The sequence below is a fragment of the Brevibacterium sp. ZH18 genome (assembly GCF_022748595.1).
Lineage (GTDB): Bacteria > Actinomycetota > Actinomycetes > Actinomycetales > Brevibacteriaceae > Brevibacterium.
In genome coordinates, this window is record NZ_JALDSX010000019.1 from 33,115 (window position 1) to 59,422 (window position 26,308).

Genomic DNA, 26,308 nt, shown 5'->3' on the forward strand with positions numbered 1-26,308 from the left:
GAATTATGAGTTCTGTCTTCTTGTCTGGTGATCCGAAATCCGACGCCCTCCTCGCCGATGACCCGTTCGCTCTGCTTATGGGAATGCTTCTCGATCAGCAGGTCCCGATGGAGGTGGCGTTTGCGGGTCCGGCGAAGCTCGCCGAGCGTTTGGGCAAGCTCGACGTTGTCGAGATCGCTGAGATGAACCCGGATGACTTCCTTGAGAAGTTCTCCATCAAGCCAGCTGTTCATCGTTTCCCGAAGTCGATGGCGACTCGGGTGCAGAAGCTGGCGGCAGAGATTGTTGACGAATATGACGGTGATACTGCCGCAATTTGGACCTCGGGAAATCCGTCTGGCCCAGAGGTGCTCAAGCGCTTGAAGAAGCTTCCAGGATTCGGAGAGCAGAAGGCAAAGATCTTCTTGGCGCTGCTGGGCAAGCAGTTCGATCTTGAGGCTGATGGATGGCGCGAATCCGCTGGTGACTACGGCGCAGACGGCAGTCGTCGGTCGATCGCGGATGTGGTCGATGCGGACACCCTCTTGGAGGTCCGGGCCTTCAAGAAGCAGCAGAAGGCGGCTGCGAAGGCAGCTAAAAAATAGCCGCAGTCACTCGCGGACGGGTTATCCACAGATTCAACTTCGCCTGTTCTCAAAGTAGTAGTTCTCGCATAGTGTAGAGGTTCCGGGCGCCAGACGAGCGTTGGCGCCGGACTTTTGGACCACAGAGGCGTGGAATGAAGACTGGAACCGGAAGACCTTGCAGGCACCCTGTTGTTTTAGCTGCCATATTTGCTGGGACGCTAGTATTTCCGCTTCTGCTGTCTGGATGCGATGATCATTCCCCTGTCGCTGCCCCGACTTCGACGCTTCCTGCCAAGGACTCTTCTACAGACCCGTCTGGCGACCAGTCAACGCCCTCGGTGCCTGAATACAAGACTGATTTGGACCTCAGCGCTGAGGACAAGAAAGCAGTCGAGGGGGCGTTGACAGCGTTCGACGGGTATATCGCGACGATTAATAGAGTCCTTTCGTCCGGGGGTAAGGACGTCGAAGGCGTTACCGCCTACGCCAGCGAGAGCTCTCTTGAATCGCTCAAAAAGAGTGCGGAAGATTTAGAAGAGAGCGGTCAGTATATGGCTGGCACATATGACTACTACCAAGTCCGAGTCCAAGCGATCAATTTGAATTCCGACAACACAGTTGGGGACTCAGTCATAGTCATATATTGCACTCACGATTCAGACCGAGCAGTAGTTGAACTCGGCGCTCCGCTTCCATCTCAAACACCGCGAAGTTTGACGATGAAACACACCGCAACCAAGCAAGGTGACGACTGGAAGATATCGAATCAGGAGCTGTGGAGTAAAGAGTGCGAATAGCTAAGGGCCTTTTCGCTATCGCCTTGGCCGTTATATCTGGTCTGATTTTCGGGCCGATGCCGGTCCTTGCGACAAATAGTCCTGGCTGCGACTCGCTGCAAGAACGTAATTGCAGTGTGGTAAAACCACCAGCCCCACCCCGCCCGCCTGCGCCTGCGCCGGGAGGCGGCAGTGGCGGTTCTGATGGCGGCGGTGGTGGTGGTGGCTCAGGCGGCGGTGGCACAGGCGGTTCTGGGGGCGGCTCCGGCGGCGGATCCGGCGGAGGCTCCGGTGGTGGCGGCCAGCCTGATTGTGTATTGGAAGAAGTCGGCCACATCTGTGCCGACCTACCCGGGCCTGGCCCCGGTGGTGGTGGCGGAGGAGGCGGTGGCGGTGCACCCGCACGCCCTCAACCGCCTACCCACATTCCCGAATCCCAATTCCAGACCTTCGACATACCGGCACCAACCATTCATGCCTGGCCCAAAGACTGGGCAGTCATCGGCAAACCTGCAGCCTTTTGGACCGACGCAGAAGTTAGCTACATCGACATGACCCTCCTGACCTACGCCGTCACCGTGAAAGTCACGCCTGAGAAATTCAATTGGGACTTCGGCGACAACACCGGCGGGACCACTGAGAAGCCGGGCTCCAAACCACGCCCCGGCGACACACCCCAGGTCGGCCACGACTACCAGAAGACCGGGGCCAAAACAGTTGGCATGACCGCAACCTTCAGCGGGCAATTCTCCGTAGATGGTGGACCCTGGCTGCCGATTGATGGATTCGCACACGTTGCGAGCAACGAAATCTCGATCGACGTCTACCGATTCCATCGATATCTCGTCGACGAGGACTGCTATATGAACCCGAACGGTCCGGACTGCAACTGAGCCTCAGCTTGTGTCCTGGCCAGAATCCCCATCGACATTCTCGTCATCGTCAGCGCTCAGCGGATACAGCTTTCGCATCATCTCCGCGACCTCCTCATCCGAGGCCGTCGCCATTCGACGCGGCGGACCGAAGCTCGCCAGCTTCTCTTCCATCGACACCACATCACGGTCGGGCGGCCACTCCTTTGCCGTCCCGATCAGCGGATCATCATCGGGATCAGGACCTGGCGCGCAAGGACCGTAATCGTTGGGCACTCCGAAATCGAAGTTCGAGTATCGAGATATGGGCTCAGATACCTTCTTGCTGAAGATCTTCTTCCAATCCGGCGGGTTCGGACCCCATCGCCGGTGACGCATCCGTTTTAGAAGCGGTGGGGTGACATCCGTATAGGTCTTTCCACTGGGAGTCGTCACCGTCAACCCATGAGCACTGACCTCGTGCTTCCACCCGGGATGCTCCTTTGCGAAGTTGCAGGACGCACACAGCCCCGAACCGTTCTCCCACGTCGTCGCTCCCCCATCGGCATGCGCATTGACATGATCCACATGCTTGATCGGCGCATCACACCATGGAGTCCGACAGACATCGTCACGAAACACCACCATGCGACGCAGATTCCCGGTGAACTTCCGCCCTCGCGTCTCCGTCGCCACGAGCTGCCCGTTCTTCGCAGCAGTGAACATGCGCCGGATGAACACATCCGCATTGTTGGCCGCCACGAAATTGCGGGTCGTCTTCGACGGCATGGGCCCCATACCCGGAATCCACGCCGGAACCTTTCCGTCCGAGAACAGAGAGTTGGCATCAATGAGCACGTGCAGCTGCGTCGGCACCGCCTCGGCAGACTTCTGTCCCGTCAGTCGCACGACCAACGTATCCGCCATGATCTGATTCGGGCTGCGGCTCTCCGACTGACCGCCGGCGACAGTCGCCTCAACACAGGCTTTGAGCCCTTCGAACGCAGCGACAGCCTGTTGGATCGGGACCTTCGCAGTCAGACGCCCCATGCCATCGCGCAGCGGGGTCTAAGTCACACGACGGCCGGCTGTCGCCTTCTTCACTCGCTCGTCAGCATCGTTGCCGCTGAGTTCGATGGCCAGTGCCCGTGCCTCCGAGCGCAGACTCCTCATCCCGGCAGAAGGCAGGCTCTCACTGATGCGAGTATCGACACGAGTTCTGTCACGATCAGGAAGGCCTTCGGTCTCATCGACGACGACGCGCGCCTTGTCCTCAGAGATCACGCCCCTCGACAGGGCAGAGAACGTGTCCGGCAACGCCGTAGTCAGCGCCTTGGCGGTCCGCAGGAACGTTCTTCCCGACGCTGGCGACACCTTCTTCGCAAAACCGATCTCATCACCGACGCGAAGACCACGTTTGCGCACCGGAACACGGTTGCGCAGGTCACGGCTCATCCGCTTCGACGCAAAGTTCACAGCTTCTCGAGCCTGAGCAGCGGCAAGAGCGCCTTTGAGCTCTTCGAAAGCAGTGATCCGGTCGAGACTCTCAATCTCGCTGCCAGCTGGGGAGAAACTGCGTAGCATCACTGCGAGCCGATCGATCTCGGCTCCTAGATCCGAACCCTCCGTTGGGTTCGCAGCTGGCTGCGTGTCCATGTAATCACGGTACCTGCAGGCACTGACACGAGAATTCTCTCAGCGTCAATCAGACCAAACCTCGAGGTCAGCTCGCCACCTTCGGCTTCGGCCTCTCAAAGAACAGCACAGCGACGAACCCGATCAGCACGAGCGCCGCAGGCACCCACAACGACTGCCCCATGGCATGCGCGAATCCGGTCGCGATCGCTTCGGGCATCTGCCCAGTCGCAGCGGAACCAGCTCCCGCCTCGGCGCCGGACATCCCGCTGGAATCACCGATGTTCGCAGCCAGACGCGACTCCATCGCCACGGCGATCGCCGCACTGCCGAGCACCGCACCGACCTGGCGAACCGTGTTGTAGACCCCGGAGCCGGCTCCGGCGTAGTGGAGAGGGAGGTTGCGGGTCGCGGTCGAACTGATCGGCGCCCACATGAACCCGTTGGCCACACCGAGCAGCAGGACAGGGGGCATCACCAGCCACGGCGAGGTGTCGGCCTCGAGCAGCGAACCCAGCCAGAACAGCGCGATTGAGAACGCGCCCAGGCCGATTCCGGCCAGCACACGCGGGTTGCCGCTGTCCACCAATTTGCCGACGAAAGGCGCCAGGACTCCGGACAGCACCGCCATCGGAGCCAGCAGCAGCGCGGACTGGGTGGGCGAATAGCCCAGCACATTCTGCGCCCACAACATCAGTGGGAACATCATCGCGGTGATCGCAAAGCCGACCGTCGTCATCGCGATGGACGCCAACGAGAAATTGCGGTCGCGGAAGATCGAGAGCGGAACCAGCACCTCGGCGCGGGTGAACCGCTGCCACAGCACGAACGCGATCAGGAAGAGGACACCGGCACCGATGACGAACGGCACCGTGACCGGCCCGATCAGCGCTCCCCATTTGACCCCATGCGCCTGCTGGATTCCGTAGACGACGAGGAACATACCGCACGCCGACAGCACAACACCCAACCAGTCGAAGCTGTGGCTGTGCGTCTCCAACCTCGGCACCAGCCACCACGCCATGAACAGTGCGACGATGCCGACGGGAACGTTGACGAAGAAGATCCACTCCCACCCGAAGCCGTCAACGAGGAGGCCTCCGGCAATGGGTCCGACGAGGGTTGCGATACCCGCCACGGCTCCCCACATTCCCATCGCCGCACCGCGCCGATCCGACGGGAAGATCCGAGTGATCACAGCCATCGTCTGCGGCGTCATCGCTGCCGCACCGAGACCCTGGACGACGCGGGCAATGATGAGCGCTTCCACTGTCATCGTCAGACCGCACCACAATGAGGCGAGGGTGAAGATGACGAGCCCGACCATATAGACGCGCTTGGGCCCAAATTTATCGCCGAGCCGACCCGTGATGAGCAGCGGCACGACATAGGCGAGCAGATACGCCGAGGTGACCCAGACGACCGCGTTGATATCGGCATTCAGCGAGGTCATGATGTCGGGCATCGCCACCGTGACGATGGTCGAGTCGACGAGGATCATGAAGAAGCCGATGCACAGCGCCCAGAGCGCGCGCCAGGGATTGGCCGGAAGTTGGGTTTGAGAAGTCACCGACCTATCTTTGCCCCATCACCCACCATGGTCAACTTCTACGCCGACAGCGCAGACCGACGATCGCGCGCCTCCACAAAGAACCTGGAACAATGGCCTCATGGTGTGCCGAATTCCCGAGCTGCTAGCCGGCTCTCATTGGCCGATCGTCATTATCGGCGCAGGTCAGGCCGGTCTGTCGGCGGCACATTATCTGTGGCGTGATGGCCTGGTGGCGGGCAAGGACTTCATCGTCCTCGACGCTGGGCGTGGTCCCGGAGGGGCATGGCGCGAACGCTGGGACTCCCTGACGCTGGGGACGACGAACCATGTCGCCGACCTGCCCGGTTTCCCACTGGGCACACCGGATCCCACCACCCCCGCCTCGGCGGTGGTCTCCGACTACTATTCCCGCTTCGAACGCGAACTCGAACTCTGCGTCGTCCGCCCCGCCGAGGTTGTCCGGGTGAGATCTGAAACGCCGGGTACCGGTGCCCTGCAGTTCATCGCCGATGTCGACGACGAGCGTGTTCACTTCACGGCCGGATACCTCATCAACGCCACCGGGACGTGGACCCACCCGTACGTGCCGTTCGTGCCGGGAATCGCCGAGTTCGAGGGACGACAGCTGCACACGGCGAACTTCCGTGATGTCGAGGACTTCCGCGACCTGCGCACGGTGGTCGTCGGCGGCGGCATCTCGGCAACGCAGTTTCTCCTCCAGCTCGCCGAGGTGACCGACACTGTGTGGGCCACTCGCCGTCCTCCGAACTTCACGTCCCGAGAGTTCGACGGCAAGTGGGGCCTCGAAGTCGAACGGGCCGTGCGCTCCCGCACCCTAGCCGGACTCGCGCCGGCCAGCGTCGTGCGCACGACGGGGCTGCCGATCCGCAGGGAATTCCGTGACGGCGTCGATGACGGGGTCCTGGTCTCGCGTGGCATGTTCGATGAGATCGTGCCCAATGGTGTCCACTTCCCCGGCCATGACGCCGAGGCGGTTGCCACGTCAGAAGGTCTCGGCCCGTCGGCGAGCGACCACCTGGCCGTACCGGAATCGTGGCAACCCTTCGCAGCAGAACGCGTTGAAGAGGTCGACGTGATCTTCTGGAACACCGGCTTCCGTGCAGCACTCAACCATCTCGCTCCCCTGCATCTGCGCACCCCAGACGGCGGTATCGCGATGGAGACCGAGGTCTCGGTCAAGGACGATCACCGAGTCTTCCTGGTCGGATACGGTTCAGCGAGCTCGACGGTCGGTGCCACTCGCGCAGGTCGGATCGCAGCCCGGGAGCTGCTCAAACGCATCGACGGCCGGGGGCAACGCTAGTCGACCTACGAGAAGGCGGGTGGCTCGAGCTCCTGATCTGCGATATGCACGGTCGGCAGCATCTGTTCGTATCTGTCTGCAGTCGCTTCGTCGCCGGACTTCGTGCTCATCTCGACAGTCGCCTTGTACAGTCGCCCGTTGTCCTTGATTCCCACGACGGCGCCGTAGATCACGGTCTCGCTGTGCTCGATCGCGCGCATCTCGGTCGGCGCCAGGGTGCCGTGGAACGTCCAGTAGGTTCCACCGGACAGGGTGCCCATGTGCTCAGCCTGATTCGTCGAACCTGGCTCGGCGAAGGTGTACTTTCGCGACTTGTCCACGATCTCCTGCGCAGTGTCGTCCCGGCTCTCATTGCAGTTGACGGTTATGATGGCGTCGTCATCGCGGGTGAAGAGCTGGTATCCGTCGAAGGCAGTCTCGTCGTTCCATTCAGGGTCCATCGCCAGTTCCACTGCGACCGGACACTCCGCACCGAGGTTCACGGACACCGTCGATATCCCCTCGGGAATGCTCGAGCCCGTGGAGGTCGGCGCGGCACTCGAACCTTCGCCGACTCCAATCTTGACCGGTGCGGCGTCGCCGTCTGAGGTGCTCAGCTTCAGAGCCGAGCATCCGCCCAGCGCAAGACTGAGCATCAGCACACCAGCCGACAATGCTCTGCGGTCCATGGGTCTGCTTTCAGTGGAAGTACCGTGCCTGTGCGGCGGATCATTCACATCGTACCCATTTCTGCTCTGGCCCCAGCGTCGAGAGGAGCATAGCCTGGGGTCATGACTGAGCTCCCGCTCTTCGATGACGCTGACGTCACCCGCCTCCTGTGCATCGTCGCCCACCCCGACGACATGGAATACGGCGCCTCTGCGGCCGTAGCCAAATGGACCGATCAGGGAAAGGAGGTGTCGTATCTTCTGCTCACCCGCGGTGAAGCGGGGATCCGGGACATGCACCCCGACGAGGTCGCTCCCCTGCGCGAGGGCGAACAGCGAAAGGCATGCACGATCGTCGGTGTCGACGACTTGGAGATCCTCGGATTTCCCGACGGGCTCCTCGAACCGGGCATCGAGCTGCGACATGCGATCGCGAAGAAAATCCGTGAGTTCAAGCCGGATGCGGTGATGGTCTCGAACTGGGAGCTCAAGTCGCCGTGGGGACTCAACCACATCGATCACCGCGCCGCCGGAATCGCCACGGTCGATGCCATCAGAGATGCTGACAACCCGTGGCTCTTCACCGACCTTGCAGACGACGGTTTGGAGGCGTGGAAGGCTGACCGACTTCTGATCACCGGCGCAGACGCCACACATGCTGTGGAGCTGGAGAGAGCTCATGTGGACCGGGCTGTGGCCTCACTCGAAGCACACACCGTGTACCTCGAGGCGCTGTCTGACCATCCGGCGCCCTCGGACATGATCCCCGGAATCACCTCGGAAGCCGGAACACGGGCAGGCGTAGATTACGCGCTGCCCGTGCAGGTGTTCGACATGTAGCGCAGAATCAGCTGCTGAGCGCTGCCACCGCTGCGTCATAGTTCGGTTCGGTGCCGATCTCGTCGACGAGCTGCGAGTGGATGACGCTGCCCTTCTCATCGAGGACGACGACCGAGCGGGCCAGCAGGCCGGCCAAAGGTCCGTCGATCATGGTGACTCCGAATTCCTTGCCGAAGGCACTGCGGAACCCGGATGCGGCGACGACGTTCTCGATGCCCTCGGCACCGCAGAAACGTCCCTGCGCGAACGGCAGGTCGTTGGACACGCACAGGACCGTGGTGTTGTCGAGGCTCGCAGCGAGCTCGTTGAACTTGCGCACCGAGGCGGCGCAGATTCCCGTGTCGACGCTTGGGAAGATGTTGAGGACGACCCGCTTGCCGGACGCGTCCTGCGAGGTCACCTCGCCCAGGTCGGTGCCGACGAGGGTGAATGCCGGTGCCTGCTCGCCCTTGGCGGGGAGGTCTCCGACAGTCTTGACCGGGGTGCCCTGAAATGCTGTTGTCGCCATGTTTAGCCTTCTCCTTCGTCAGTCAATGCTGCTGTCGTCTCCCACTCTACGTGAGACATCTGACACGGGTTCGTCTGTTCAGCTGCGACGGCGTCGCGCGAAATACACGAGGCCTGCTCCGAGAGCGATGATCGCTGCAGCCGCAACGATCGTCGTCGCCAGTTCCACTCCTGTGCGCGGGAGATCGCCACCGCCTGAGGCGTTGTCGTCGTCGCCTGCGCCATCTGCCGAGGCTGAACTGCCGTTGGCCTGGTCTCCACCGTTGGCTTGGTCTCCACCGTTGGAACCGCTCGCACTGTCCGAACCGTTCGCCGAGGTGGTTCCGTCGTCTGCGCCGGACGTGGCGTTCGCCTCGGCGTTGGCGGTGTCGTCTCCACCGTCAGCGTTCGCCTCGGCGCCATCTGAGTCGGCGGTTCCTTCCGCATCGTCGTCGCCCGAGTCCTGCGTACTCGTCACGACCTGCCAGTTCTCGTCGGAGAAGTCCTTCGGGTCGACGACTTTGTTGTCCTGAACCCAATCGATGAGTGCCTGACGGACCTCGACCTGCTCGTTGTAGACCTCTTTGAGATCTCCGACCGGATAGTCGCCTCCGCCGGACTGACGATAGTTGTTGATCGCGAGGACGAACTTGTCGTCGTCAGCGACCTTCTTCCCATCGGCGCCCTTGAGATTCTCGATCCGCTCGCCCACGGGCTTGGAGACGTTGATGTCGTAGTCGACCCCGGACAGAGCGTCGAAGTTGTAGTCAGGGATCGGACGGTCGAGGGCCTCATCGATGGCGTTGGTGCCCGTCGCGGGGTCGAAGTCCGCTCCTTCCTCGGTCTGCTTGAAGTAGCGTGCCGAGTACTCAAGGTAGTCACGCAGCTGAGAGCCGTTGATTGCGACACCGCCCAAGGTGTTATCGAAGACGTAGAGTCCGGCGACGTCGCGGATCGTGATGTCGCCAGCCGGGAATTCGGCCGTGCGGCTGAAAGGAGAGGCCTGCGACAGGACGGGAAGATCCTTGTATTCGGTGTCGTCCAATGCGGATTCGACCGTCTGAGTCTGGACCTTCGAGATGAAGTCGAGGATCGGAGTGTCCTCGTAGTACGAGGTCGATGCGCTCAGCGTCTCGGTCACCGACCCGATCTTCGTATTCACATAGTCGATGGTCTTCTTATGCTGAGAATCGACGAGGTCGGTGATCTCCGGGTCCTCAGCGACATCGCCCTGAGTGGCCAACGGCGTCGCAGTCGGGTCGGCGCTGCCCCAGTCGATGTTCATCGTGTCGAGGTTGATCGGCAGGTCGACCTCGGAGACCGAACGCGCCCAGTAGTTGGGCTGGGTGATGAGTGCCTTCGTCCCGTCGTCGCGGGTCACGACCTGGCTCGGTTCGTTCTGGTGCGTGTGACCGGCGACGAGGACGTCGACACCGGGCACCTTCGCCACGGACGTGCTCACGTTCTCCTGCAGCTTCGACGGATCCCAGGTCTGACCGGCGGGGTCCTTGCCGGAGTGGGAGAGCACGACGACGACGTCGGCGCCTTCTGCCTTCATCTTGGGCACATATTTCTTCGCAGTTTCGACGGGGTCATCGAAGTGGACCTTGCCGGAGAGGTTGTTCTTATCCCAGATACGGCTGCCCGGTGTGGTCACGGCCAGCACGCCGATGGTGATCTGCTGACCGGAGACTGTCTTCTTGACCATGGTGTAGGGATCGAGATGGCTCTGACCTCCATCGTCATCGATGACGTTGGCGCCGAGGAGAGGAAAATCGACCTGATCCTTGTACTCGGCGAGCAGATCAAGCCCGTAGTTGAATTCGTGGTTCCCCACAACCTGCGCGTCATAGCCCAATGCGTTGTACGTCTTGGCCAGCGGGTGCGTTTCGCCGGTGTCGGTGATGGGCTCCTGCTTCGCGTAGTAGTACGTCAGCGGATTGCCTTGAATCGTGTCGCCGTTGTCGACGAGGAGCACCGAATCCGCCGCTTTCTCCTTGCGCACGCCTTTGATCAGCGTGGAGGCGCGAGACATCCCGAGCTCCTCGCCCTTCGGGTACGGCGCATTGGCGAAGTAGTCCCAGTTGAGGACGTGCCCGTGCACGTCGGTGGTGGCGAGAAGGGTGAGCTCCCCCGATTCTGCGGTCGGTGCGGCCGAAGCCGAAACCGGGCCGGCGACGATGAGGGTCAGTGCCAAAGTGGACGAAGCGACGGTTCGTAAACGCATGAGACTCCAGTGTGATGCGGACGTAGAACAATCACTCTAATGCGAAAACCCCGAAGTCTGAGCAAATCCTGGGCAAAACTTTCACAAACTCTGTTGTCACTATTTCGACCCCGGCCGGAACCCGGCGACTGGTCAGTCGCCGATCGAACCGTCGATGCTCTCACGGATGAGGTCGGCGTGGCCCACATGCCGGGCATATTCTTCGATCATATGGATGAGGATCCAGCGAACATTGAAATGCTCGCCGTCTCTGTGCTCACGAACAGTCTTCTGGTCAAGGTCGTCGACGCCGGCGAGGATGCGCCGCGATCGATCACACGCCTCCTCGTGGAGCTCGAGGAGGTATTCGGGTGTGTCTTCGGCCGCGCTGTCGAAGTCCCAATCCGGTTCGGCCTTCCAGTCCACGGACGACCACGGCGTCGGCAGTTCGCGGCCCAGGAGGTCCTCGACGAACCATGTGTCCTCGACCAAGCTCAGGTGCTTGATGATCCCGCCCAGCGTCAGCGTCGATGCGGCGACTGTGCGGTTAAGTTCGGCGTTCGTCAGCCCGTGGACCTTTCGGCGCATGACCTGCCGGTAGTACTCGAGGAAGTCCTCGAGCCCTTGGCGCTCGGTGGGTTCGTCGCGTGGATCCGTCAATGGAAGCCTCATGACGATGATTCTGCCTCATCGCCTAGCTTTCGGCGGCCGATGTCGAAGACATTTCCCTCAGGATCTTTCAGCGTCGTCCATTCGACGCCGAATTCGTCGAACGACGCGACTTTCTCCGCTCCCAACGACACAGCCCGCTCGACATCCCCGGGATAGCCGGGATCGTCGAGGTCGATGTGCAGCGGATTCTTGCTGTCGGCGCGGTCATCTACTTTGAGAAAGAGCATCCCCGGGGTCGGTGAGTCAGCATTGTGCACTCCCCCGATACTGGCGACGAATTCGTTCGCACCCTCATCGAGTTCGGCACCGAGCAGATCGGCCCAGAAGATCGACTGCACTGCGACGTCTTTGCAGTCGAATGTGATGCTCAGAGAGGAGAGGGACACCATGGGCGCTGATCCTTTCGCCGTGACCGTGAAGTCGGAGGGACTGTCGTGACTTCACACCCTAGCCGCTGCCGCGGACACGACCCCGCGCACGACGTCACACGATGACGGCTCAGCCTCGCGGCTGACGTGCCAGCTGTCGGGACTGCGCGACGAGGCGACCGCTCGAGTCCCACAGTTCGCAGTCCTCTTCGAACATGCCGCCGGCGATGTTGCGGGTGTACAGCTTCACCGCGATCCAGCCCGGTGCGGGAATCGCCCGGAGGTGAGTCGTGAGCTCCATCGTCGGTGCCCAGCCGAACCGGCCCACATCGAACATCACCGGCGGCAAGGCGTCGAGAAACGCGAGCAGCGAGATCGGATCCGGCTCAGCACCGTCGGCCAGACGGATCCATCCCTGCAGGAGTCCGCGGCCGCTGGGTTTGCCCATGGCGAAACCCGCAGTGTCGGGGTCGATGCGCATGTCGTAGCGCTTCACGATCGGCGCGGACTCCACAAAGCCTCCGGGCGCCTCGGCGACGTCCACGCAGTGTTCGGGATCCGGAAGCTCAGGTGGTGTTGCTGAGGTAGCGACATCGTCGGGAAGCGCGCCGAGGTTGCCCATCGTTGCCAGCGATGTGGTCTTGGGCGAGCCGTTCTGGGTCAAGTCAAGGGCGAAGGTCGCGCTGGATTTGCCTGCACGGATCAGCCTCGTGGTGATATCTGCAGGACCTGCTTCGCCGGGTCCGAGATAGTACGTCGAGACCACCAGCGGGTCTGGGGCCTTCGGGCTGTTAGCCCGCAGAGCCTGCGCCGCGACGCCGAGCAGATAGCCGCCGTTGATGGCACCTGCCACTTTCCACTCGGCGCCGAGTTCGGCGGTGAAAGACGTGTCTGATTGGCGCTTGACGGCGGTAGCGATGTCGAATTCGCTCAGGTTCGATGGGCTCATGTGGCTCACATTACCAACTACTGAACGGTCGTACGATCAGTGCTGGTGATTCGTCTGCCGCTCATTGCCCCGACGATAGTTCCCCGTCGCTCGCGCGAGCAGCTGCTGATCGGCTTCATCGCTGCGACCGAGCTTCGGTATCAGCGCTGCAGCCTTCTTCCCGCCGAGCTCCATCACTGTGCGGCCGCCGCGGCCGATGATGAGCATTCCGGACTTGGTGATGCGGTAGTCGAACGGATCCTCGTCGATGCTCAACGTCGCCACTCCCCTGTAGGTACGCCATTACTGTTGACCACATGAGCATATCTCTGATCCGAGTCGATCCCGAGGCGAACGATCGCCGTGCACTCATCGAGTTCTTCACTCACAACGAGTTCCCCTTCCACGCCTATGCGCGACGGAGAACGGCGGCGGAGGTCTCCGAGCTCATCGACTCGGGCGCCTTCGACGGTGAGGACCGCCGCTCCTATTGGCTTGACCATGACGGACTGGGGCGAATCGGCCTCATCCGCCTCGAGGATCTCTGTGACGACACTCCGATGTTCGACCTGCGCCTGGCGGAGTCGTCTCGTGGTCGCGGATTGGGTGCCGAATGCCTGCGTGCTGCCACTGACCACCTGTTCACAACTCTCGAGGCGGATCGGTTCGAGGGTCAGACCCGTGCCGACAATCTGGCCATGCGGTCGATCTTCGTCCGCACAGGCTGGACCAAGGAAGCCCACTATCGCAGAGCCTGGCCAGTGGAGGGCAGGGAACCTCAGGACACAGTCGTCTACGCGATATTGCGCGAAGAGTGGGAGTCGGGAAAGGTTCGAGGCCTGCAGTGGCACGACCGACCGCAGTTCGCGCCTGAAAACTCCAGCGACGTGGCGTTCGAGTCGAACGCAGTGCCGACAGTCGACGAACTCACAGCGCTGTATCAATCGGTGGGGTGGTCCGCCTACACGCGAGACCCGGCATCCCTGCACGTCAGCGTGATGGCCTCAGCGCATGTCGTCACCGCTCTTCACGATGGCGAAGTGGTCGGCTTGGCGCGCGTGATCAGCGATTTCGGTTCGATCGTCTATCTCCAAGATGTCCTCGTCCACCCTGACCACCAGCGCCGAGGTATCGGCCGGCTCCTCGTGGAACGTGTCCTTTGCCCGTTCTCCGAGGTTCGCCAGACTGTTCTGCTCACGGATGCCGATCCTGCGCTGACGGCGTTCTATGTGTCGTTGGGATTCCATGAGGTTTCCGGGTCACTGCAATCCGATGTGCGAGCGTTCATGCAGAACTGACAAGAGCACCCCCGGTCAGAAGACCGGGGGTGCTCTTGCGAACTCTCAGACGATCAGTAAGTGATCGTGCGAGCTATATTCAGTTCTTCTTGCGACGCATGGTCAGAACAACTGCTGCTCCGCCGATGACGAGCAGACCTGCTCCGGCTGCGAGGCCGGTCAGTTCGGTACCGGTGCGAGGCAGATCAGATCCGCCGTCACCACCGTCGCCGTTGTCGCCGCCACCGTTACCGTCTTCGTCAGCAACAACCTTGAACGAGCCGGTCAGAGCCTTCTCGTCATCGGTATCGTTGGCGCCGGTGACGCTCACGTCGTAGTTTCCGAGGTAGGCCTCGGGGTTCGACGCACTGGTGCCGTAGATCGCGAACGCGGCAACGCCGTCCTTCTTCGCGGTCTGCTTAAGGGTGATGCCCTCAACGTTCTTCGGTCCCGAAGCAATCTTGAGGGTGACTTTCTCGCCCTCGTCGAAGCCCTTGACCGTGATCGTCACAGCCTTGTCCTTCTTGACGAAGTCAGAGGCAACGATCTCCTTGGGATCAATCGAGATTTCGCGCTTGACCGGGGCAGGAGTCTCGGTCTTCTCCTTCTTGACCGTCACCGTGAAGTCGGTGTCCCTAGATTCCTGACCATCGACAACTGCCACTGCGGAGTAATCGTACTTACCCTCAGCTTTGGGGCCTTCGAGCTTGAAATCGCCGTTTTTGTCGGCCTTGACTGTCTTGGAATCGGCCTTGGCTGCCTGAGCACCCGAGGCGGGCTCCCACTTGACCTTGACGTCAGAACCTGGTGCGGCCGTGCCCTTCACATCACCATTCGGTTTGATGGTCTGGTCATCAACACCGGGCGCCTTAGGAGCCTTAGGGGTCTCGTCACTCGGCTCATTGATATTGAAATCGATACCCGACTTCTGGAGAGAGTAGTCGAGGTCGGCGACCCAGGTGAACGACGTCTTCTTATCCAGATCTCCACCACCGGAAATCACGCCGACTGCGGTTGTACCCTGGTACACGCCACCGCCGGAGTCACCCGGAGCGGAGAACGGCTTGGCGATCGGTGCGGTAACAGCGAAGCCGTGTACCCAGCGACCGCTGACAACCTGCCACTTGTATTTCGCGTATTTCTTCGACACCGTTCCACTCGTCACACCTGTCGTGCGTCCCGACTTGTGGATTGTGCTGCCGACCTTCTCTTTGCCGACTGATGTGATCTTCGAAGTGGAAGCTGCAAGATCGTTGCCTTTAGCAGTCTTCCAGTCGGTCACACCCTTCTTATTCGTGTAGTTATCGGCGTTGACCTTGATGACAGCGAAATCAATGTCGGTTGACTTCGGCTGAGAGGTCTTGTCACCCTTAGGAACAAGTGTTCCACCGAAGTTATTGAAGCCCCATTTGCCGATCACGCCATCGCCAGAAGGCTTGAAGCCCTCGCCACCCACTGCCGGAGCGGTCGACGGCTGCTCAGTCTGAGAAACCTTCGTGCTGCCTTCGAACTTATTGGTCTTCATGTTGATGATCTTGGCGCAGTGACCCGCGGTGAGGACGATTGGGTTGCCATCGCCATCCCAACCGGAGAAACCGGTCGAGCATGCTCCGCCGCTCTTGCCTGCGCCCACCAAATAGCCGGCGCCCCCGACGAGGTCGTTGCTCGCCTGCGCCTTGACTTCGTCAACGCCTGTTTCGACAACGACGTTGTCGTACTTCTTCTCAAGGTCCTTGATTTCCGAGGTCTTCTTCTCGACACCGAGGTAAAGCTTTCCGCCCTCTTCGCCGTAGGCATTCACGCCGCCGACGTCGGACAGTGCTTTCTGAACCTGCGCGTCGCTCTGCACGTTCAGAGCCTTGGGAGCCTGCTCAGTTTCGGCAGCCTGCTTGGTTTCAGCGGGCGCCTGGTCGGCCGCCATGGCCGGCGAGGCAGCGAATGCGCCGCCGAGGCCCAGTGCCGCAGCTGCGGTCAGAGCCAGCGAGCTCTGGAGGAGTTTCCTCTTCATACGTCAATGTCTCTCTTCGAGAACTTGCAAAATCACAAGTTGGTGTCGTTGGTCACGATAAGGTTACGGGCTGCACTCAGCGACTACCAAGAAAGTATCGCCAAAACTGTGAACTGAATGAACGAAACTACACGAGCCCTTGCCTAATCAGACAAGGGCCCTTCCTGCAGTCGAACGCGCCAGAACACACGAGTGCCCCTGGCCATCAGGCCAGGGGCACTCGTTGAAACCTCTCAGACGATCACATCATGAGCGCGTGAGCTAAGTTCAGTTGTTCTTGTTGCGACGCAGCGTCAGAACGACTGCAGCTCCACCGACAAGCAGCAGACCGCCACCGGCAGCAAGGCCGGTCAGCTCAGCACCGGTACGAGGCAGATCAGATCCACCGTCACCATTGTCGCCGTCATCCTTGCCGTTGTCGCCATCATCGCTTCCGCCGCCGTTGCCGTCTTCGTCAGCAACAACCTTGAACGAGCCGGTCAGAGCCTTCTCATCATCGGTGTCGTTGTCTCCGGTGACATTCACGTCGTAGTTTCCGAGGTAGACCGAAGGATCTGAATCGCTCGTGCCGTAGATCGAGAACGCTGCGACACCGTCTTTGTTGGCGGTCTCGTCCAGGGTGATGCCCTTGACGTTCTTTGGACCCGAAGCAACCTTGAGCGAAACCTTCTCGCCCTCGTCGAAGCCCTTGACCGTGATCGTCACGCCCTTGTCCTTCTTGACGAAGTCAGAGGAGGCGATCTCCTTGGGGTCGACGTTGATCGAACGCTTGACAGGAGCAGGAGTCTCGGACTCGTCCTTCTCGACGGTCACGTCGAACTTGGCCGTCTTCGACTTCTGACCGTCGACCGTGGCTGTAGCCGAGAAGGTGTAGTCGCCTTCAGCCTTCGGGCCCTCAACCGTGAACTTGCCGTTCTTGTCGGCATCTACAGTCTCAGATCCGTCTTTCGCGGCCTGCGCGCCCTTAGCGGCTTCCCACTTGACCTCGACCTTGGCGCCAGCCTCGGCCTTACCGGTGATGTCACCCTTGGGCTCGACGGTCTGGTCTTCGACCTTCGGAGCGGCAGGAGCCTCCGGGGTCTCGTCGGCCGGGTCGGTTACATGGAAGTCCGTGCCCGACTCTTCGAGCGAGTGATCCAGGTCAGCGACCCAGGTGAACGAAGTGTTCGCGTCCAGATCTCCACCACCGGAGATGACACCGACTGCGGTCGAGCCCTGGAAGACGCCGCCGCCCGAGTCACCGGGCTGCGAGAAGGGCTTGTCGATAGGAGCAGTGACACCGAAGCCGTGGACCCAGCGTCCGCCGACGTTCTGGTAGTCGAAGTCGTACTCCGAGCGAGGCAGAACCTCACCCTCGGTCAGACCGGTCGTGCGACCGGACTTCTCGATGGAACCGGACTTGTGCGCTCCGACTTCCTTGATGTCAGAGGTGGACGTCGAGAGATCCTCGGAGTCCGCGCTCTTCCAATCGGTCACGCCGTTCTTGGACTGGTACTTGTCCTTGTCGACGTTGATGACAGCGAAGTCGATGTCGCTGGCCTTCGGCTCAGCCCACTTGTCCTGGTCATTTCCCTCGAGCAGATCTCCACCGAAGTTGTGGAAGCCCCACTTGCCGATGACGCCGTTGCCCGACTTCTTGAAGCCTTCTCCGCCATTGGCAGGAGCAGTCGACGGCTGTTCGGTCTCATTGACCGTGGAGTCGCCTTCGAACTTGTTCGTGTCTTCGTTGATGATCTTCGAGCAGTGACCTGCGGTCAGAACGATCGGGTTGCCGTCGCCGTCCCAGCCTGAGAACCCGGTCGAGCAGGCTCCGGCACCCTCACCGGCACCGACGAGGTAGCCGGCACCGCCGACGAGGTCATTCTTCGCATAGGGGTCAAGTTCCTTGACGCCTTCGGTGACCTTGATGTTGTCGTACTTCTTCTCAAGATTCTTGACCTCAGAGGTCTTCTTAGCCACGCCGAGGTGGAGCTTTCCACCTTCGGATCCGTAGGCATTGACGCCGTCGACATCGGAGAGCGCCTTCTGGACCTGCTTTTCGTTCTGCACATCCAGCTTCTGCGGGCCGTTGTCGGCCATCGCAGGGGATGCAACGAAAGCGCTGCCCAGGCTGAGAGCCGCAACGGCGCTCAGGGCCAGCGAACTCTGCACGAGTTTCTTCTGCATACTGTTAGATTCCCTTGATCGGATTCACTGTCGTGATTGCCTGCCTCGACGCCGACCAACATGTCGTAGGACACATCTGCCTCGCTCGAACCAGTCTTTCAACCCTTGAAAGGTTACGGTTTGGCAACGATGACTTGCAACCACAATGCGTGTTGCCGGTGAACACAACTTACAAAAGCTGAATATCCGGGGGTTGCCAGTATTCTTCGGGAAGCTTCCAAACCTGCCCGTTATGATCAGGGCATGGCAATCCACACTCAGCTCAGACCACCAGCTCCGCTGACTCGGGCCCTCGGCATCGCCGCGCTCGCTCTGGCACTGCCCTTAGCCGCCTGCGAAACCGCACCGCAGCCCAGCGAGCCCTCAAGCTCCGCCCCCTCCGAATCAAGCGACACAGCCTCGCCGACCGACGACGCGGGCGCGACTCTGGATCCGACGGGCAAATGGACATCGCCGGAGACCGGCGACCCGTTCCTCGAGTTCACCGACGATGGAAATGTCACAGGCTCCGACGGCTGCAACCGGATCGAGACCACGTGGACGGCTGGCAAGGACAAAGTCACCATCGACTCATTCACCACGACTCAGAAAGCCTGCCCAGGCAACCAGTGGCTGTCGAAGGCCAGTTCAGCAACGATCGACGGCAACGTCATGAAGGTCATGGACGGCCAAGGCAAAGTCATCGGCGGTTTGGAGAAAGAGGACAAATGACACAGCAGCTCAACGGCAAATGGATCAGCACCAAAGAAGGATCCTCAGCGTTCCTCCAGTTCGGTGAGGATGGCACCCTGACCGGCAGCGACGGGGGCAATCGCATCTCCACCACGTGGGGCACCGACGAATCGGGAACGGTCATCAAACCTTTCGCCACCACGCAGCGTGCGGTGATGGGCATGGAGGCCTGGGTAGGGCGCGCCCACCGTGTCGAGGTGGACGGCGACCGACTCAACGTCTTCGATCACGGCGGGAACAGCCTCGGCGCCCTGGCCCGTGACACCGGCGAAGAAGGACAGTAGATGGCCGGCGGCCTCTTCGCCCTGCTCGACGACGTCGCAGCACTCGTCAAGCTCTCCGCGGCCAGCCTCGACGACGTAGCCGCCGGCGCTTCGAAGGCCGGGGCCAAGGCCGTCGGAGTCGTCGTCGACGATGCGGCAGTGACCCCGAAGTTCGTCGAGGGCGTCAACCCCAAGCGAGAGCTGCCCATCATCAAACGGATCGCGCTGGGATCGCTGGTCAACAAGCTTGTCATCATCCTGCCGATCATCCTTCTGCTCAGCCAGTTCCTCCCCTGGCTGCTGACTCCCCTGCTCATGGTCGGCGGCACCTATCTGTGCTTCGAAGGTGCCGAGAAGATCTTCGAGAAGTTCGGGTGGATCGAACACCACGAGGAACCGAAGAAGGAATCCAAGCACGGCAAGAAGAACGACGGCGATGCTGAGAAGAAGATCGTCCGCTCGGCGATTACGACCGACTTCGTGCTCAGCTGCGAGATCATGGTCATCGCCCTCAACGAGGTGGCCAGTGAGGCACTGCTCTCCCGTGCGATCATCCTCGCCATCGTCGCCTTGGCCATCACTGTCGGCGTCTACGGTGTCGTCGCCCTCATCGTCAAGATGGACGACATCGGCCTCCACATGGCACAGAAGGACAAACCGAGCACGCAGAAGTTCGGCCGCTTCCTCGTCCAGGCGATGCCCAAACTCCTTGGTGCGCTGTCGGTCATCGGCACCTTCGCAATGCTGTGGGTGGGTGGTCACATCATTCTCGTCGGCACCGATGAACTCGGTCTCCACGCTCTCTACGGATTCATCCACCACCTCGAAGTGCCTGTGGCTGCCATCCCCGGCGTGGGCGGTTTCCTCGGCTGGCTGGTCAACACTTTCTTCTCACTCATCCTCGGAGCGATCTGGGGAAGCATCGTGGCTGGCATCGCCATCGGCATCACGGCGCTGATGAAGCCGGGCCGCACAGTCAAGGATGACAGCGTCGACACCGCTGCTGCTTAAGCCTCAGCGAGCGGCGAACGTCTTCTTCGGCATTCCTGCCACGATCATCGGCGCACCGGTGACCGGATCATCGATGATCGTGCAGTCGATTCCGAACACCTCACGGACCAGTTCGGAGGTCACAATGTCGGAGGGAGCTCCCTGAGCGACGATCGCACCGTTCTTCATGGCGATGATCTCATCGGCATAGCGACAGGCCTGGTTGAGGTCGTGGAGGACTGCGACGAGGGTGTGTCCATGCTCGTTGTTGAGCTGCGAGAACAAGTCCAGCAACTCGATCTGGAACGCCACGTCGAGAAACGTCGTCGGCTCGTCGAGCAAGAGCAGCGGCGTCTCCTGGGCCAGCACCATGGCCACCCACACCCGCTGGCGCTGACCGCCTGAGAGCTCGTCGACCAGCCGGGAGGAGAGCTCCTCGGTGTTGGTCGCCCGCAATGCCGAAAGCACAGCAGCCTCATCCGTATCGGTCCACTGCTTGAGGAACGACTGGTGCGGGTGCCGGCCACGGGCCACGAGTTCACCGACGGTGATGCCCTCGGGTGCGATCGAGCTCTGCGGCAGCAGACCCAGTCGCCGGGCGATCTGCTTCGTCTTGAGCTTCGCAATATTGCCCCCGTCGAGGAGGACCGTGCCCTTGGCCGGTGCCATCAGCCGCGCCAGAGCCCGCAGCAAAGTCGACTTGCCGCATGCGTTGGGCCCGACGATGACCGTGAACTTGCCCTCGGCGATGTCGACGTCGAGGTCGGCGACGATCTGCCGCTGATCGTAGGCGAGATCGAGGCCGCGGGCTGCCAGTGGAGATGAAGTGCTCATTGTGCCTTCCGAGCTTCTTGGATGAGGAGCCAGATCAAGTAGATTCCGCCGATGCACACGGTGACGACGCCGACGGGCAGCTGAATGTCGCCGAAGGCGTGCTGGGCGATGAGGTCGGCCCCGACGAGCAGCAGCGCACCGACTGCGGCGGATGTCAGGAGGCTGGTGCCCTGCGCTTTCGCGATTCGGCGCCCGATCTGCGGGGCGGCCAGGGCGACGAACGCGATCGGGCCGGCGGCCGCAGTGACGACCGCGACGAGGGCAACGGCAACGAGGATCAGCGCAGCGCGCACCGACTCGTTGCGCACACCGAGCGCCTTGGCAGTGTCGTCTCCGAGCTCAAGGGTGCCGAGGTCGCGGGAGAAGAGGCCGCATCCCAGTCCCAGCAAGATCGTGCCGATGGCGGCGGGGAGGATCGTCGACCAGCTCATGCCGTTGAGGGAACCGGCGCCCCAGGTGGCCGCGGCCATGGCCAAATCGAGGTCCGCGCGCATGATCAGCCAGGTGTTGAAGGCATTGAGCATCGCCGTCAGCGCAATGCCGACGATGATGAGGCGGAACCCCTGGACGCCGCCCTTCCACGTCAGCAGGTACACGATGGCAGCGGTGAGGATGCCGCCGATGATCGCACCGAAGGCCGTGGACACGAAGCTCGTGCCGAAGAAGATGATCGTGATGATGCCGCCGGTGTAGGCACCGGTGGAGAACCCGATGATGTCAGGGCTGCCGAGAGGATTGCGTGTCAGGGATTGGAACACAGCTCCCGAGATGCCGAGCCCGGCGCCGAGGACGATGCCACCGATGACGCGCGGTGCCCGCCACTCTCCGACGACGGTGTTGACGATGCGCTTCTCCGCTTGGCCGAACAGACCTTGGAAAACCTCGACGGGAGTCAGGGAGAACTCGCCGAGGAGCAGTGCCACGAACCCGCACGCCAGGGCGAGCAGAGCGACGATGCCGGCCGTGACGACGACGCGGACGTCGACGCGGAAGCCCAGGAGACGCAGCATGGGGCGACCGAAGTCGACCTTCTCCCCCGGCAGGACACGTCGGTCCGGAACCGGTTCGGAGGTCGGCAGTGCGCTGTTGACTGATCTCATAGGCCGCTGGCCTTCTTCCGACGAACGAGGGCGATGAGAACGGGCGCACCGACGAAGGCGGTGACGACTCCGACCTGCAGCTCACCCGGTTTCATCACGACACGGCCGAGTACGTCTGAGGCCAGCAGCAGGATCGGTGAGAGCAGCACCGAATACGCGAGGATCCAGCGCTGGTCGGGGCCGACCATCCAACGCGCGATATGCGGGATCATCAGGCCGACGAATCCGATCGGACCGGCCGCCGCCGTGGCTCCGCCGGCCAGCAGTGTGACCGCGAGGATGGACAGGATCCGAGTCCGGTTGACAGAGGTGCCGAGGCTGGCCGCCAGATCGTCGCCGAGCGCGACCGCGTTGAGCGAGTGCGAGAGCAGCAGCGCCATGATGATGCCGATGACGATGAACGGAACAACTGCAGTGATCGTGTCGAATCCGCGCCCGGCGATCGCGCCGACGTCCCAGGCGCGGAAGGCGTCGAAGGCCCGCTCGTTCGAGAGCAGGATTCCCTTGGTCAGGCCGGTCAGCACTGCTGCCACGGCGACGCCGGCCAGGGTCAGGCGAATCGGGTCGACGCTGCGGGTGCGGCCCGAGGAGCCGATGATGTAGACGCCTGTGGTCGCCAGCAATGCGCCGGCGAAGGCGAACCAGATGTAGCCGTTGATCGACGAGACTCCGAAGAAGCCGATTCCGACGGTCACGGCGAATGAGGCACCCGCGTTGACGCCGAGGATGCCGGGATCGGCAAGGGGGTTGCGTGTCAGTGCCTGGATGAGTCCGCCGGCCAGCCCCAGCCCCATCCCGACGAGGACGCCGAGGATGGTGCGGGGCAGGCGGAGTTCGAGGACGACGAGCTGGTCGTCGCTGCCGCTGGGGTCGAAGAACGCTCCGAGGACCTCCGACAGGGGCATATCGCGCGCACCGATCGCCAGCGACGCCAGGACCACGCCGACGAGGACGATGAGCGAGACGACGAGGCCGATGCCGCGTTTGAGGCGCAGCGTCCGCGCGGAGGTGTGACCGATGGTCTGCGGTGCAGTCGCCGAGGAGGTGGCGAGACCGGTCATCAGATGATCCTTAGCGTCGACTAATTAAGGGCAGGCTAACCACACTCTAGGCGACACTAGCGTCTCAACCAAACGCCAGCGGCATCATCCTTGTGTGATCTTGCCGATCCTCTCGGAGACCTGACGCTGGATCCGCGACAGCATCCCGCTCATTCCGCGCAGCCGCAGCGGACTGACGGCATCGGTCATCGACAGACGAAGGGGCAGGTCAGACGGGATGGACAGGACCACCTCGGCGGTCTGGCCGTTGAGTCCTTCGTGCAGGATCCCGGCGAACCCACGGGTCGTCGGCGCCTCCGGAGGGGCGGAGAAATGCAGGTCGACACGCGCCTGCTCGCCCTCCTCGGGATGATCGACCTCGGTGACGAGGAAGATCGGCGACTGGCACTCGGGCACCGGCTCGAGGAGCTCAGGGTGATCGCTGAAGCGCTGCGGCAGCTCGGGCAGGTCCGAGGAGAACTCGAGCAGGACCTCGAGACGATCGCTGGGATCGGTCTCATAGAGGTCGGTGACGATCTCGGCCAGGCTCTCGGGAAGGTCCGAGGTCTTCGGCGCGGTGGAGGATGTGTCAGCACTCATCAGCGGCCCGGAACCTCGCCCGGCTCGGAACCCGTGGCAATGGGCACGCGCACGGCGTTGCCCCATTCGGTCCACGAGCCGTCGTAATTGCGGACGTTGTCGTAGCCGAGCAGATGCTGGAGGACGAACCAGGTGTGGCTCGAGCGCTCACCGATACGGCAGTAGGCGATGACCTCGTCGGAGGTGCCCAGTCCGGCCTGATCGGTGTAGATTTCCTTGAGTTCGGCAACCGACTTGAACGTGCCGTCCTCGTTCGCAGCCTTGGCCCACGGCACCGACTGGGCCGACGGGATGTGTCCCCCGCGCAGGGCGCCCTCTTCGGGGTAGTTGGGCATGTGGGTGCGTTCGCCGCTGTATTCCTCGGGGCTGCGCACGTCGATGAGCGGGCGCTTGCCCAGGCTGTCGCGAACCTCGGGAAGGAAGGCGCGCAGAGTCGAATCGTCGCGGTCGACGACAGGGTATTCAGTCGGGGTCGGCTGCGGCTTGTCTTTGGTCAGCTCGCGGCCTTCGGCCTGCCACTTCGCACGACCGCCGTCCATCAGACGGACGTCTTCGTGCCCGAAGAGCGAGAAGACCCAGAGGGCGTAGGCGGCCCACCAGTTGGACTTGTCGCCATAGAAGACGATCGTGTCGTCGCGGGAAATGCCCTTGGCAGACAGGAGAGCGGCGAAGCCCTCACCGTCGAGGTAGTCACGGGTCAGGGAATCGTTGAGCTCGGTGTGCCAGTCGACCTTCACGGCGCCGGGAATGTGTCCGGTCTCGTAGAGGAGCACGTCCTCATCGCTTTCGACGATGACGAGGCCGGGATCACCGGCGTGTTCAGCCACCCAATCGGTGCTGACCAGACGGGTCCCGTCTGCGTACTCGGCGAATTTGGCCGTGGTGTCGGCCGGAATCGATGTGCTCACTCGTTCCTCCTCATGGGGTTCGTGACAGTGTCTTCTGAATTGCTCAACACTGCTGTCTACCAGCATATTCCTCTTCGCGGGCTGCCTGCAGCCGGGGTGTCACGCGCGTTCGAAGAAGGCCTGCAGCGCGGTGACGAAGGCCTGCGGCTTCTCCGAATGCACCCAATGCCCCGAGCCCTTGACCGTAAGCAGCGTGGTCCGTGGGAACAACGATCGCATGAGGGGCAAGTCATCGCGCGAGACGTAGTCCGACTTCTCCCCCGCGACCCACAGAACCGGTCTGCCGAACGTCGCCTCGCCCACGTCCGGGAAGTCCCCGATAGCGGGGAGACTGGCGTGCAGGAGCGCAAGGTTGGGCTGCCAGGCGTACCCCGCCGAGGTGGCTCGCAGGTTCTGCAGCAGGAATCCCCTGACCGTGGGGTCGGGAATCTTCTCCTGTAGAGCCTGGTCGGCCGCGGTCCGCGAGTCGACCTGGTCCAGGTCGAGGTCGACGAGGCTCGAGAGGAGGTGATCGAAGACACCCATGGAGCCGCCGGCCGTCGGCCCGATGTCGACGACGACGAGGCGGTCAATCAGTTCTGGATGGCGCAGGGCGAGGACCATGGCGACCTTGCCGCCCATCGAATGACCGACTACGTGCACGGGCAGATCGTCGGGGTCGGTCACCTCGGCGATGGCAGCAGCGACGGAGTCGGCCATGTTCACATAGCTGAACGTCTCGGTCCACTGCGAGTCGCCGTGGTTGGGCAGGTCGACGAGCAGGCTCGAGTACTCAGGTGCCAGAGTCTTGGCGATCGAGGTGAAGTTCTTGCCGCGGCCGAAGAGTCCGTGCAGGAATACGACGCGCGTGCCGGTGTCTCCGATGAGTGTGGTGGCGATGTCTCTCACGCCACCAGACTACCTGGGACTCACGACGATGCTGTGGTCGCCTGCTCCAGGGTCGCGAGGGACTCCTCAAGGTATTCGGGGCTGACGACGGGGAATCCGTCGAAGGCGTCGCGGACCTTTTGAGTCGTGCGCGACCAGTCGTAGGTCAGGGTCACGGTCGTGCTGCCGCCGTCTGCCTCTGCAAGGTCGTAGCGCCAGCGCCACCCACCGGGGGTGACCGTGCCGTCCTCGTCGGCCTGACCGGGGTCCCAGGCGATCGCGTGCACGGGCTCGAACGTCGAGACCGTGTTGAACATCTGATAGTCGCCGCCGGCTGCCTCGAAGTGCATGTTCATGCCGAAGATCTGCCCGGCCGCGGTGATCGGTGCCTCGTCAATGGCTGAGCGCACCCAATCCGTGGGCTCCGTTTCCCGGTGGCGGGTGGGATCGGAGAGCACAGCGAAGATCGCCGAGGCGGGCGCCGGGATCGTTCGTGTGCGCAGGATGTGCTCGCCTAGGTACTTCGCTGTGTCAGCCATGCGGCCAGCCTATTCATTCGTCTCCGGGTTGGGAAGAGGTCGACGAGACTCATAGATAGTCCCCGCGTAGCCAAGGGTCGTGCCTCACATAAATTTCCCCGCCAGGCTCTTCACCCGGGGACATAGACACGAC

At 62.1% G+C, this 26,308-nt stretch carries 28 protein-coding genes; 9 read left to right on the top strand and 19 right to left on the bottom strand.

Features of this window, described 5'->3' with window-relative positions:
- The first annotated feature begins 5 nt into the window (after positions 1–5).
- The 3 genes from MPN20_RS08995 to MPN20_RS09010 all read left to right on the top strand — a co-directional run bounded on the left by MPN20_RS08995 (position 6) and on the right by MPN20_RS09010 (position 2,235).
- Positions 6–584 carry an HhH-GPD-type base excision DNA repair protein gene (locus MPN20_RS08995; protein ID WP_242781331.1) on the top strand — a complete coding sequence of 193 codons (579 nt, stop codon included), beginning with the start codon at positions 6–8 and terminating at the stop codon, positions 582–584.
- Positions 585–718: 134 nt separating this feature from the next.
- Complete coding sequence (locus MPN20_RS09000; protein WP_242781332.1) at positions 719–1,363, top strand: hypothetical protein; 645 nt, start codon at positions 719–721, stop codon at positions 1,361–1,363.
- 530 nt (positions 1,364–1,893) lie between these two features.
- On the top strand, positions 1,894–2,235 hold the full coding sequence (locus tag MPN20_RS09010; protein WP_242781334.1) for a hypothetical protein: 342 nt from the start codon (positions 1,894–1,896) through the stop codon (positions 2,233–2,235).
- 3 nt (positions 2,236–2,238) lie between these two features.
- On the opposite strand, the gene MPN20_RS09015 is transcribed toward MPN20_RS09010, so the two are convergent.
- From MPN20_RS09015 to MPN20_RS09025, 3 genes are all read right to left on the bottom strand, one after another.
- Positions 2,239–3,120, bottom strand: coding sequence for an HNH endonuclease (locus MPN20_RS09015; protein ID WP_242781335.1), 882 nt, complete (start codon positions 3,118–3,120; stop codon positions 2,239–2,241).
- Between the two features lie 141 nt (positions 3,121–3,261).
- Entirely contained in the window at positions 3,262–3,849 is a 588-nt protein-coding gene (locus MPN20_RS09020; protein WP_242781338.1) for a DUF222 domain-containing protein, read from the bottom strand.
- 67 nt (positions 3,850–3,916) lie between these two features.
- The gene (locus MPN20_RS09025; protein ID WP_347566813.1) at positions 3,917–5,398 is read right to left on the bottom strand and encodes a DHA2 family efflux MFS transporter permease subunit; all 1,482 of its coding nucleotides are present in this window, start codon (positions 5,396–5,398) and stop codon (positions 3,917–3,919) included.
- 100 nt (positions 5,399–5,498) lie between these two features.
- Here MPN20_RS09025 and MPN20_RS09030 point away from each other — a divergent pair, with 100 nt between their 5' ends.
- The gene (locus MPN20_RS09030) at positions 5,499–6,704 is read left to right on the top strand and encodes an FAD-dependent oxidoreductase (RefSeq protein ID WP_242781340.1); all 1,206 of its coding nucleotides are present in this window, start codon (positions 5,499–5,501) and stop codon (positions 6,702–6,704) included.
- Positions 6,705–6,709: 5 nt separating this feature from the next.
- Here MPN20_RS09030 and MPN20_RS09035 read toward each other — a convergent pair whose 3' ends face one another.
- The gene (locus MPN20_RS09035) at positions 6,710–7,372 is read right to left on the bottom strand and encodes a hypothetical protein (RefSeq protein WP_242781342.1); all 663 of its coding nucleotides are present in this window, start codon (positions 7,370–7,372) and stop codon (positions 6,710–6,712) included.
- A gap of 102 nt (positions 7,373–7,474) precedes the next feature.
- On the opposite strand from MPN20_RS09035, the gene MPN20_RS09040 reads away from it, so the two are divergent.
- The gene (locus tag MPN20_RS09040) at positions 7,475–8,191 is read left to right on the top strand and encodes a PIG-L deacetylase family protein (protein ID WP_242781344.1); all 717 of its coding nucleotides are present in this window, start codon (positions 7,475–7,477) and stop codon (positions 8,189–8,191) included.
- A 7-nt stretch (positions 8,192–8,198) separates the two neighbouring features.
- Here the strand turns inward: MPN20_RS09040 and tpx are convergent, their stop codons facing one another.
- From tpx to MPN20_RS09070, 6 genes are all read right to left on the bottom strand, one after another.
- Positions 8,199–8,699 (bottom strand): thiol peroxidase, encoded by a 501-nt coding sequence (gene tpx, locus MPN20_RS09045; protein ID WP_242781346.1) that lies wholly within the window; start codon positions 8,697–8,699, stop codon positions 8,199–8,201.
- Between the two features lie 78 nt (positions 8,700–8,777).
- Positions 8,778–10,904 carry a 5'-nucleotidase C-terminal domain-containing protein gene (locus tag MPN20_RS09050; protein ID WP_242781348.1) on the bottom strand — a complete coding sequence of 709 codons (2,127 nt, stop codon included), beginning with the start codon at positions 10,902–10,904 and terminating at the stop codon, positions 8,778–8,780.
- A 132-nt stretch (positions 10,905–11,036) separates the two neighbouring features.
- Entirely contained in the window at positions 11,037–11,555 is a 519-nt protein-coding gene (locus MPN20_RS09055) for a DinB family protein (RefSeq protein WP_242781350.1), read from the bottom strand.
- Entirely contained in the window at positions 11,552–11,944 is a 393-nt protein-coding gene (locus MPN20_RS09060; RefSeq protein WP_242781352.1) for a VOC family protein, read from the bottom strand. The genes MPN20_RS09055 and MPN20_RS09060 overlap by 4 nt, the downstream gene beginning before the upstream one ends.
- Before the next feature lie 109 nt (positions 11,945–12,053).
- Entirely contained in the window at positions 12,054–12,872 is an 819-nt protein-coding gene (locus tag MPN20_RS09065; RefSeq protein ID WP_242781354.1) for a thioesterase family protein, read from the bottom strand.
- A gap of 36 nt (positions 12,873–12,908) precedes the next feature.
- Positions 12,909–13,127, bottom strand: a complete 219-nt coding sequence (locus tag MPN20_RS09070; RefSeq protein WP_242781358.1) for a hypothetical protein — start codon at positions 13,125–13,127, stop codon at positions 12,909–12,911.
- Positions 13,128–13,168: 41 nt separating this feature from the next.
- Between MPN20_RS09070 and MPN20_RS17515 the strand changes: the two genes are divergently transcribed.
- Positions 13,169–14,149 carry a GNAT family N-acetyltransferase gene (locus tag MPN20_RS17515; protein WP_347566814.1) on the top strand — a complete coding sequence of 327 codons (981 nt, stop codon included), beginning with the start codon at positions 13,169–13,171 and terminating at the stop codon, positions 14,147–14,149.
- 79 nt (positions 14,150–14,228) lie between these two features.
- Here MPN20_RS17515 and MPN20_RS09085 read toward each other — a convergent pair whose 3' ends face one another.
- Together MPN20_RS09085 and MPN20_RS09090 are read right to left on the bottom strand one after the other, a co-directional pair.
- Positions 14,229–16,136 carry an LPXTG cell wall anchor domain-containing protein gene (locus MPN20_RS09085; protein ID WP_242781359.1) on the bottom strand — a complete coding sequence of 636 codons (1,908 nt, stop codon included), beginning with the start codon at positions 16,134–16,136 and terminating at the stop codon, positions 14,229–14,231.
- A gap of 267 nt (positions 16,137–16,403) precedes the next feature.
- A complete protein-coding gene (locus tag MPN20_RS09090; RefSeq protein ID WP_242781360.1) occupies positions 16,404–18,302 on the bottom strand; it encodes an LPXTG cell wall anchor domain-containing protein in 1,899 nt (632 codons plus the stop codon).
- A gap of 243 nt (positions 18,303–18,545) precedes the next feature.
- On the opposite strand from MPN20_RS09090, the gene MPN20_RS09095 reads away from it, so the two are divergent.
- From MPN20_RS09095 to MPN20_RS09105, 3 genes are read left to right on the top strand one after another with little or no spacing between them, the layout of a single operon-like run.
- Positions 18,546–19,013: an META domain-containing protein gene (locus MPN20_RS09095; RefSeq protein WP_242781361.1), complete on the top strand. Its 468-nt coding sequence runs from the start codon at positions 18,546–18,548 to the stop codon at positions 19,011–19,013.
- Entirely contained in the window at positions 19,010–19,318 is a 309-nt protein-coding gene (locus tag MPN20_RS09100) for an META domain-containing protein (protein ID WP_242781363.1), read from the top strand. Before MPN20_RS09095 ends, MPN20_RS09100 begins: the two co-directional genes overlap by 4 nt.
- Positions 19,319–20,308 carry a DUF808 domain-containing protein gene (locus MPN20_RS09105; protein WP_242781364.1) on the top strand — a complete coding sequence of 330 codons (990 nt, stop codon included), beginning with the start codon at positions 19,319–19,321 and terminating at the stop codon, positions 20,306–20,308.
- Between the two features lie 3 nt (positions 20,309–20,311).
- On the opposite strand, the gene MPN20_RS09110 is transcribed toward MPN20_RS09105, so the two are convergent.
- The 7 genes from MPN20_RS09110 to MPN20_RS09140 form a co-directional block, all read right to left on the bottom strand.
- Positions 20,312–21,121 carry an ABC transporter ATP-binding protein gene (locus MPN20_RS09110; protein ID WP_242781366.1) on the bottom strand — a complete coding sequence of 270 codons (810 nt, stop codon included), beginning with the start codon at positions 21,119–21,121 and terminating at the stop codon, positions 20,312–20,314.
- Positions 21,118–22,221 carry an iron chelate uptake ABC transporter family permease subunit gene (locus MPN20_RS09115; RefSeq protein WP_242781368.1) on the bottom strand — a complete coding sequence of 368 codons (1,104 nt, stop codon included), beginning with the start codon at positions 22,219–22,221 and terminating at the stop codon, positions 21,118–21,120. Before MPN20_RS09115 ends, MPN20_RS09110 begins: the two co-directional genes overlap by 4 nt.
- Entirely contained in the window at positions 22,218–23,282 is a 1,065-nt protein-coding gene (locus MPN20_RS09120) for an iron chelate uptake ABC transporter family permease subunit (protein WP_242781370.1), read from the bottom strand. The genes MPN20_RS09115 and MPN20_RS09120 overlap by 4 nt, the downstream gene beginning before the upstream one ends.
- Positions 23,283–23,366: 84 nt before the next feature.
- Positions 23,367–23,861, bottom strand: a complete 495-nt coding sequence (locus MPN20_RS09125; protein WP_242781378.1) for a SufE family protein — start codon at positions 23,859–23,861, stop codon at positions 23,367–23,369.
- Positions 23,861–24,769, bottom strand: coding sequence for a sulfurtransferase (locus MPN20_RS09130; RefSeq protein WP_242781380.1), 909 nt, complete (start codon positions 24,767–24,769; stop codon positions 23,861–23,863). Before MPN20_RS09130 ends, MPN20_RS09125 begins: the two co-directional genes overlap by 1 nt.
- Positions 24,770–24,868: 99 nt before the next feature.
- Positions 24,869–25,657 carry an alpha/beta fold hydrolase gene (locus tag MPN20_RS09135; RefSeq protein ID WP_242781382.1) on the bottom strand — a complete coding sequence of 263 codons (789 nt, stop codon included), beginning with the start codon at positions 25,655–25,657 and terminating at the stop codon, positions 24,869–24,871.
- A 20-nt stretch (positions 25,658–25,677) separates the two neighbouring features.
- Complete coding sequence (locus MPN20_RS09140; protein WP_242781384.1) at positions 25,678–26,175, bottom strand: ATPase; 498 nt, start codon at positions 26,173–26,175, stop codon at positions 25,678–25,680.
- Positions 26,176–26,308 lie beyond the last annotated feature (133 nt).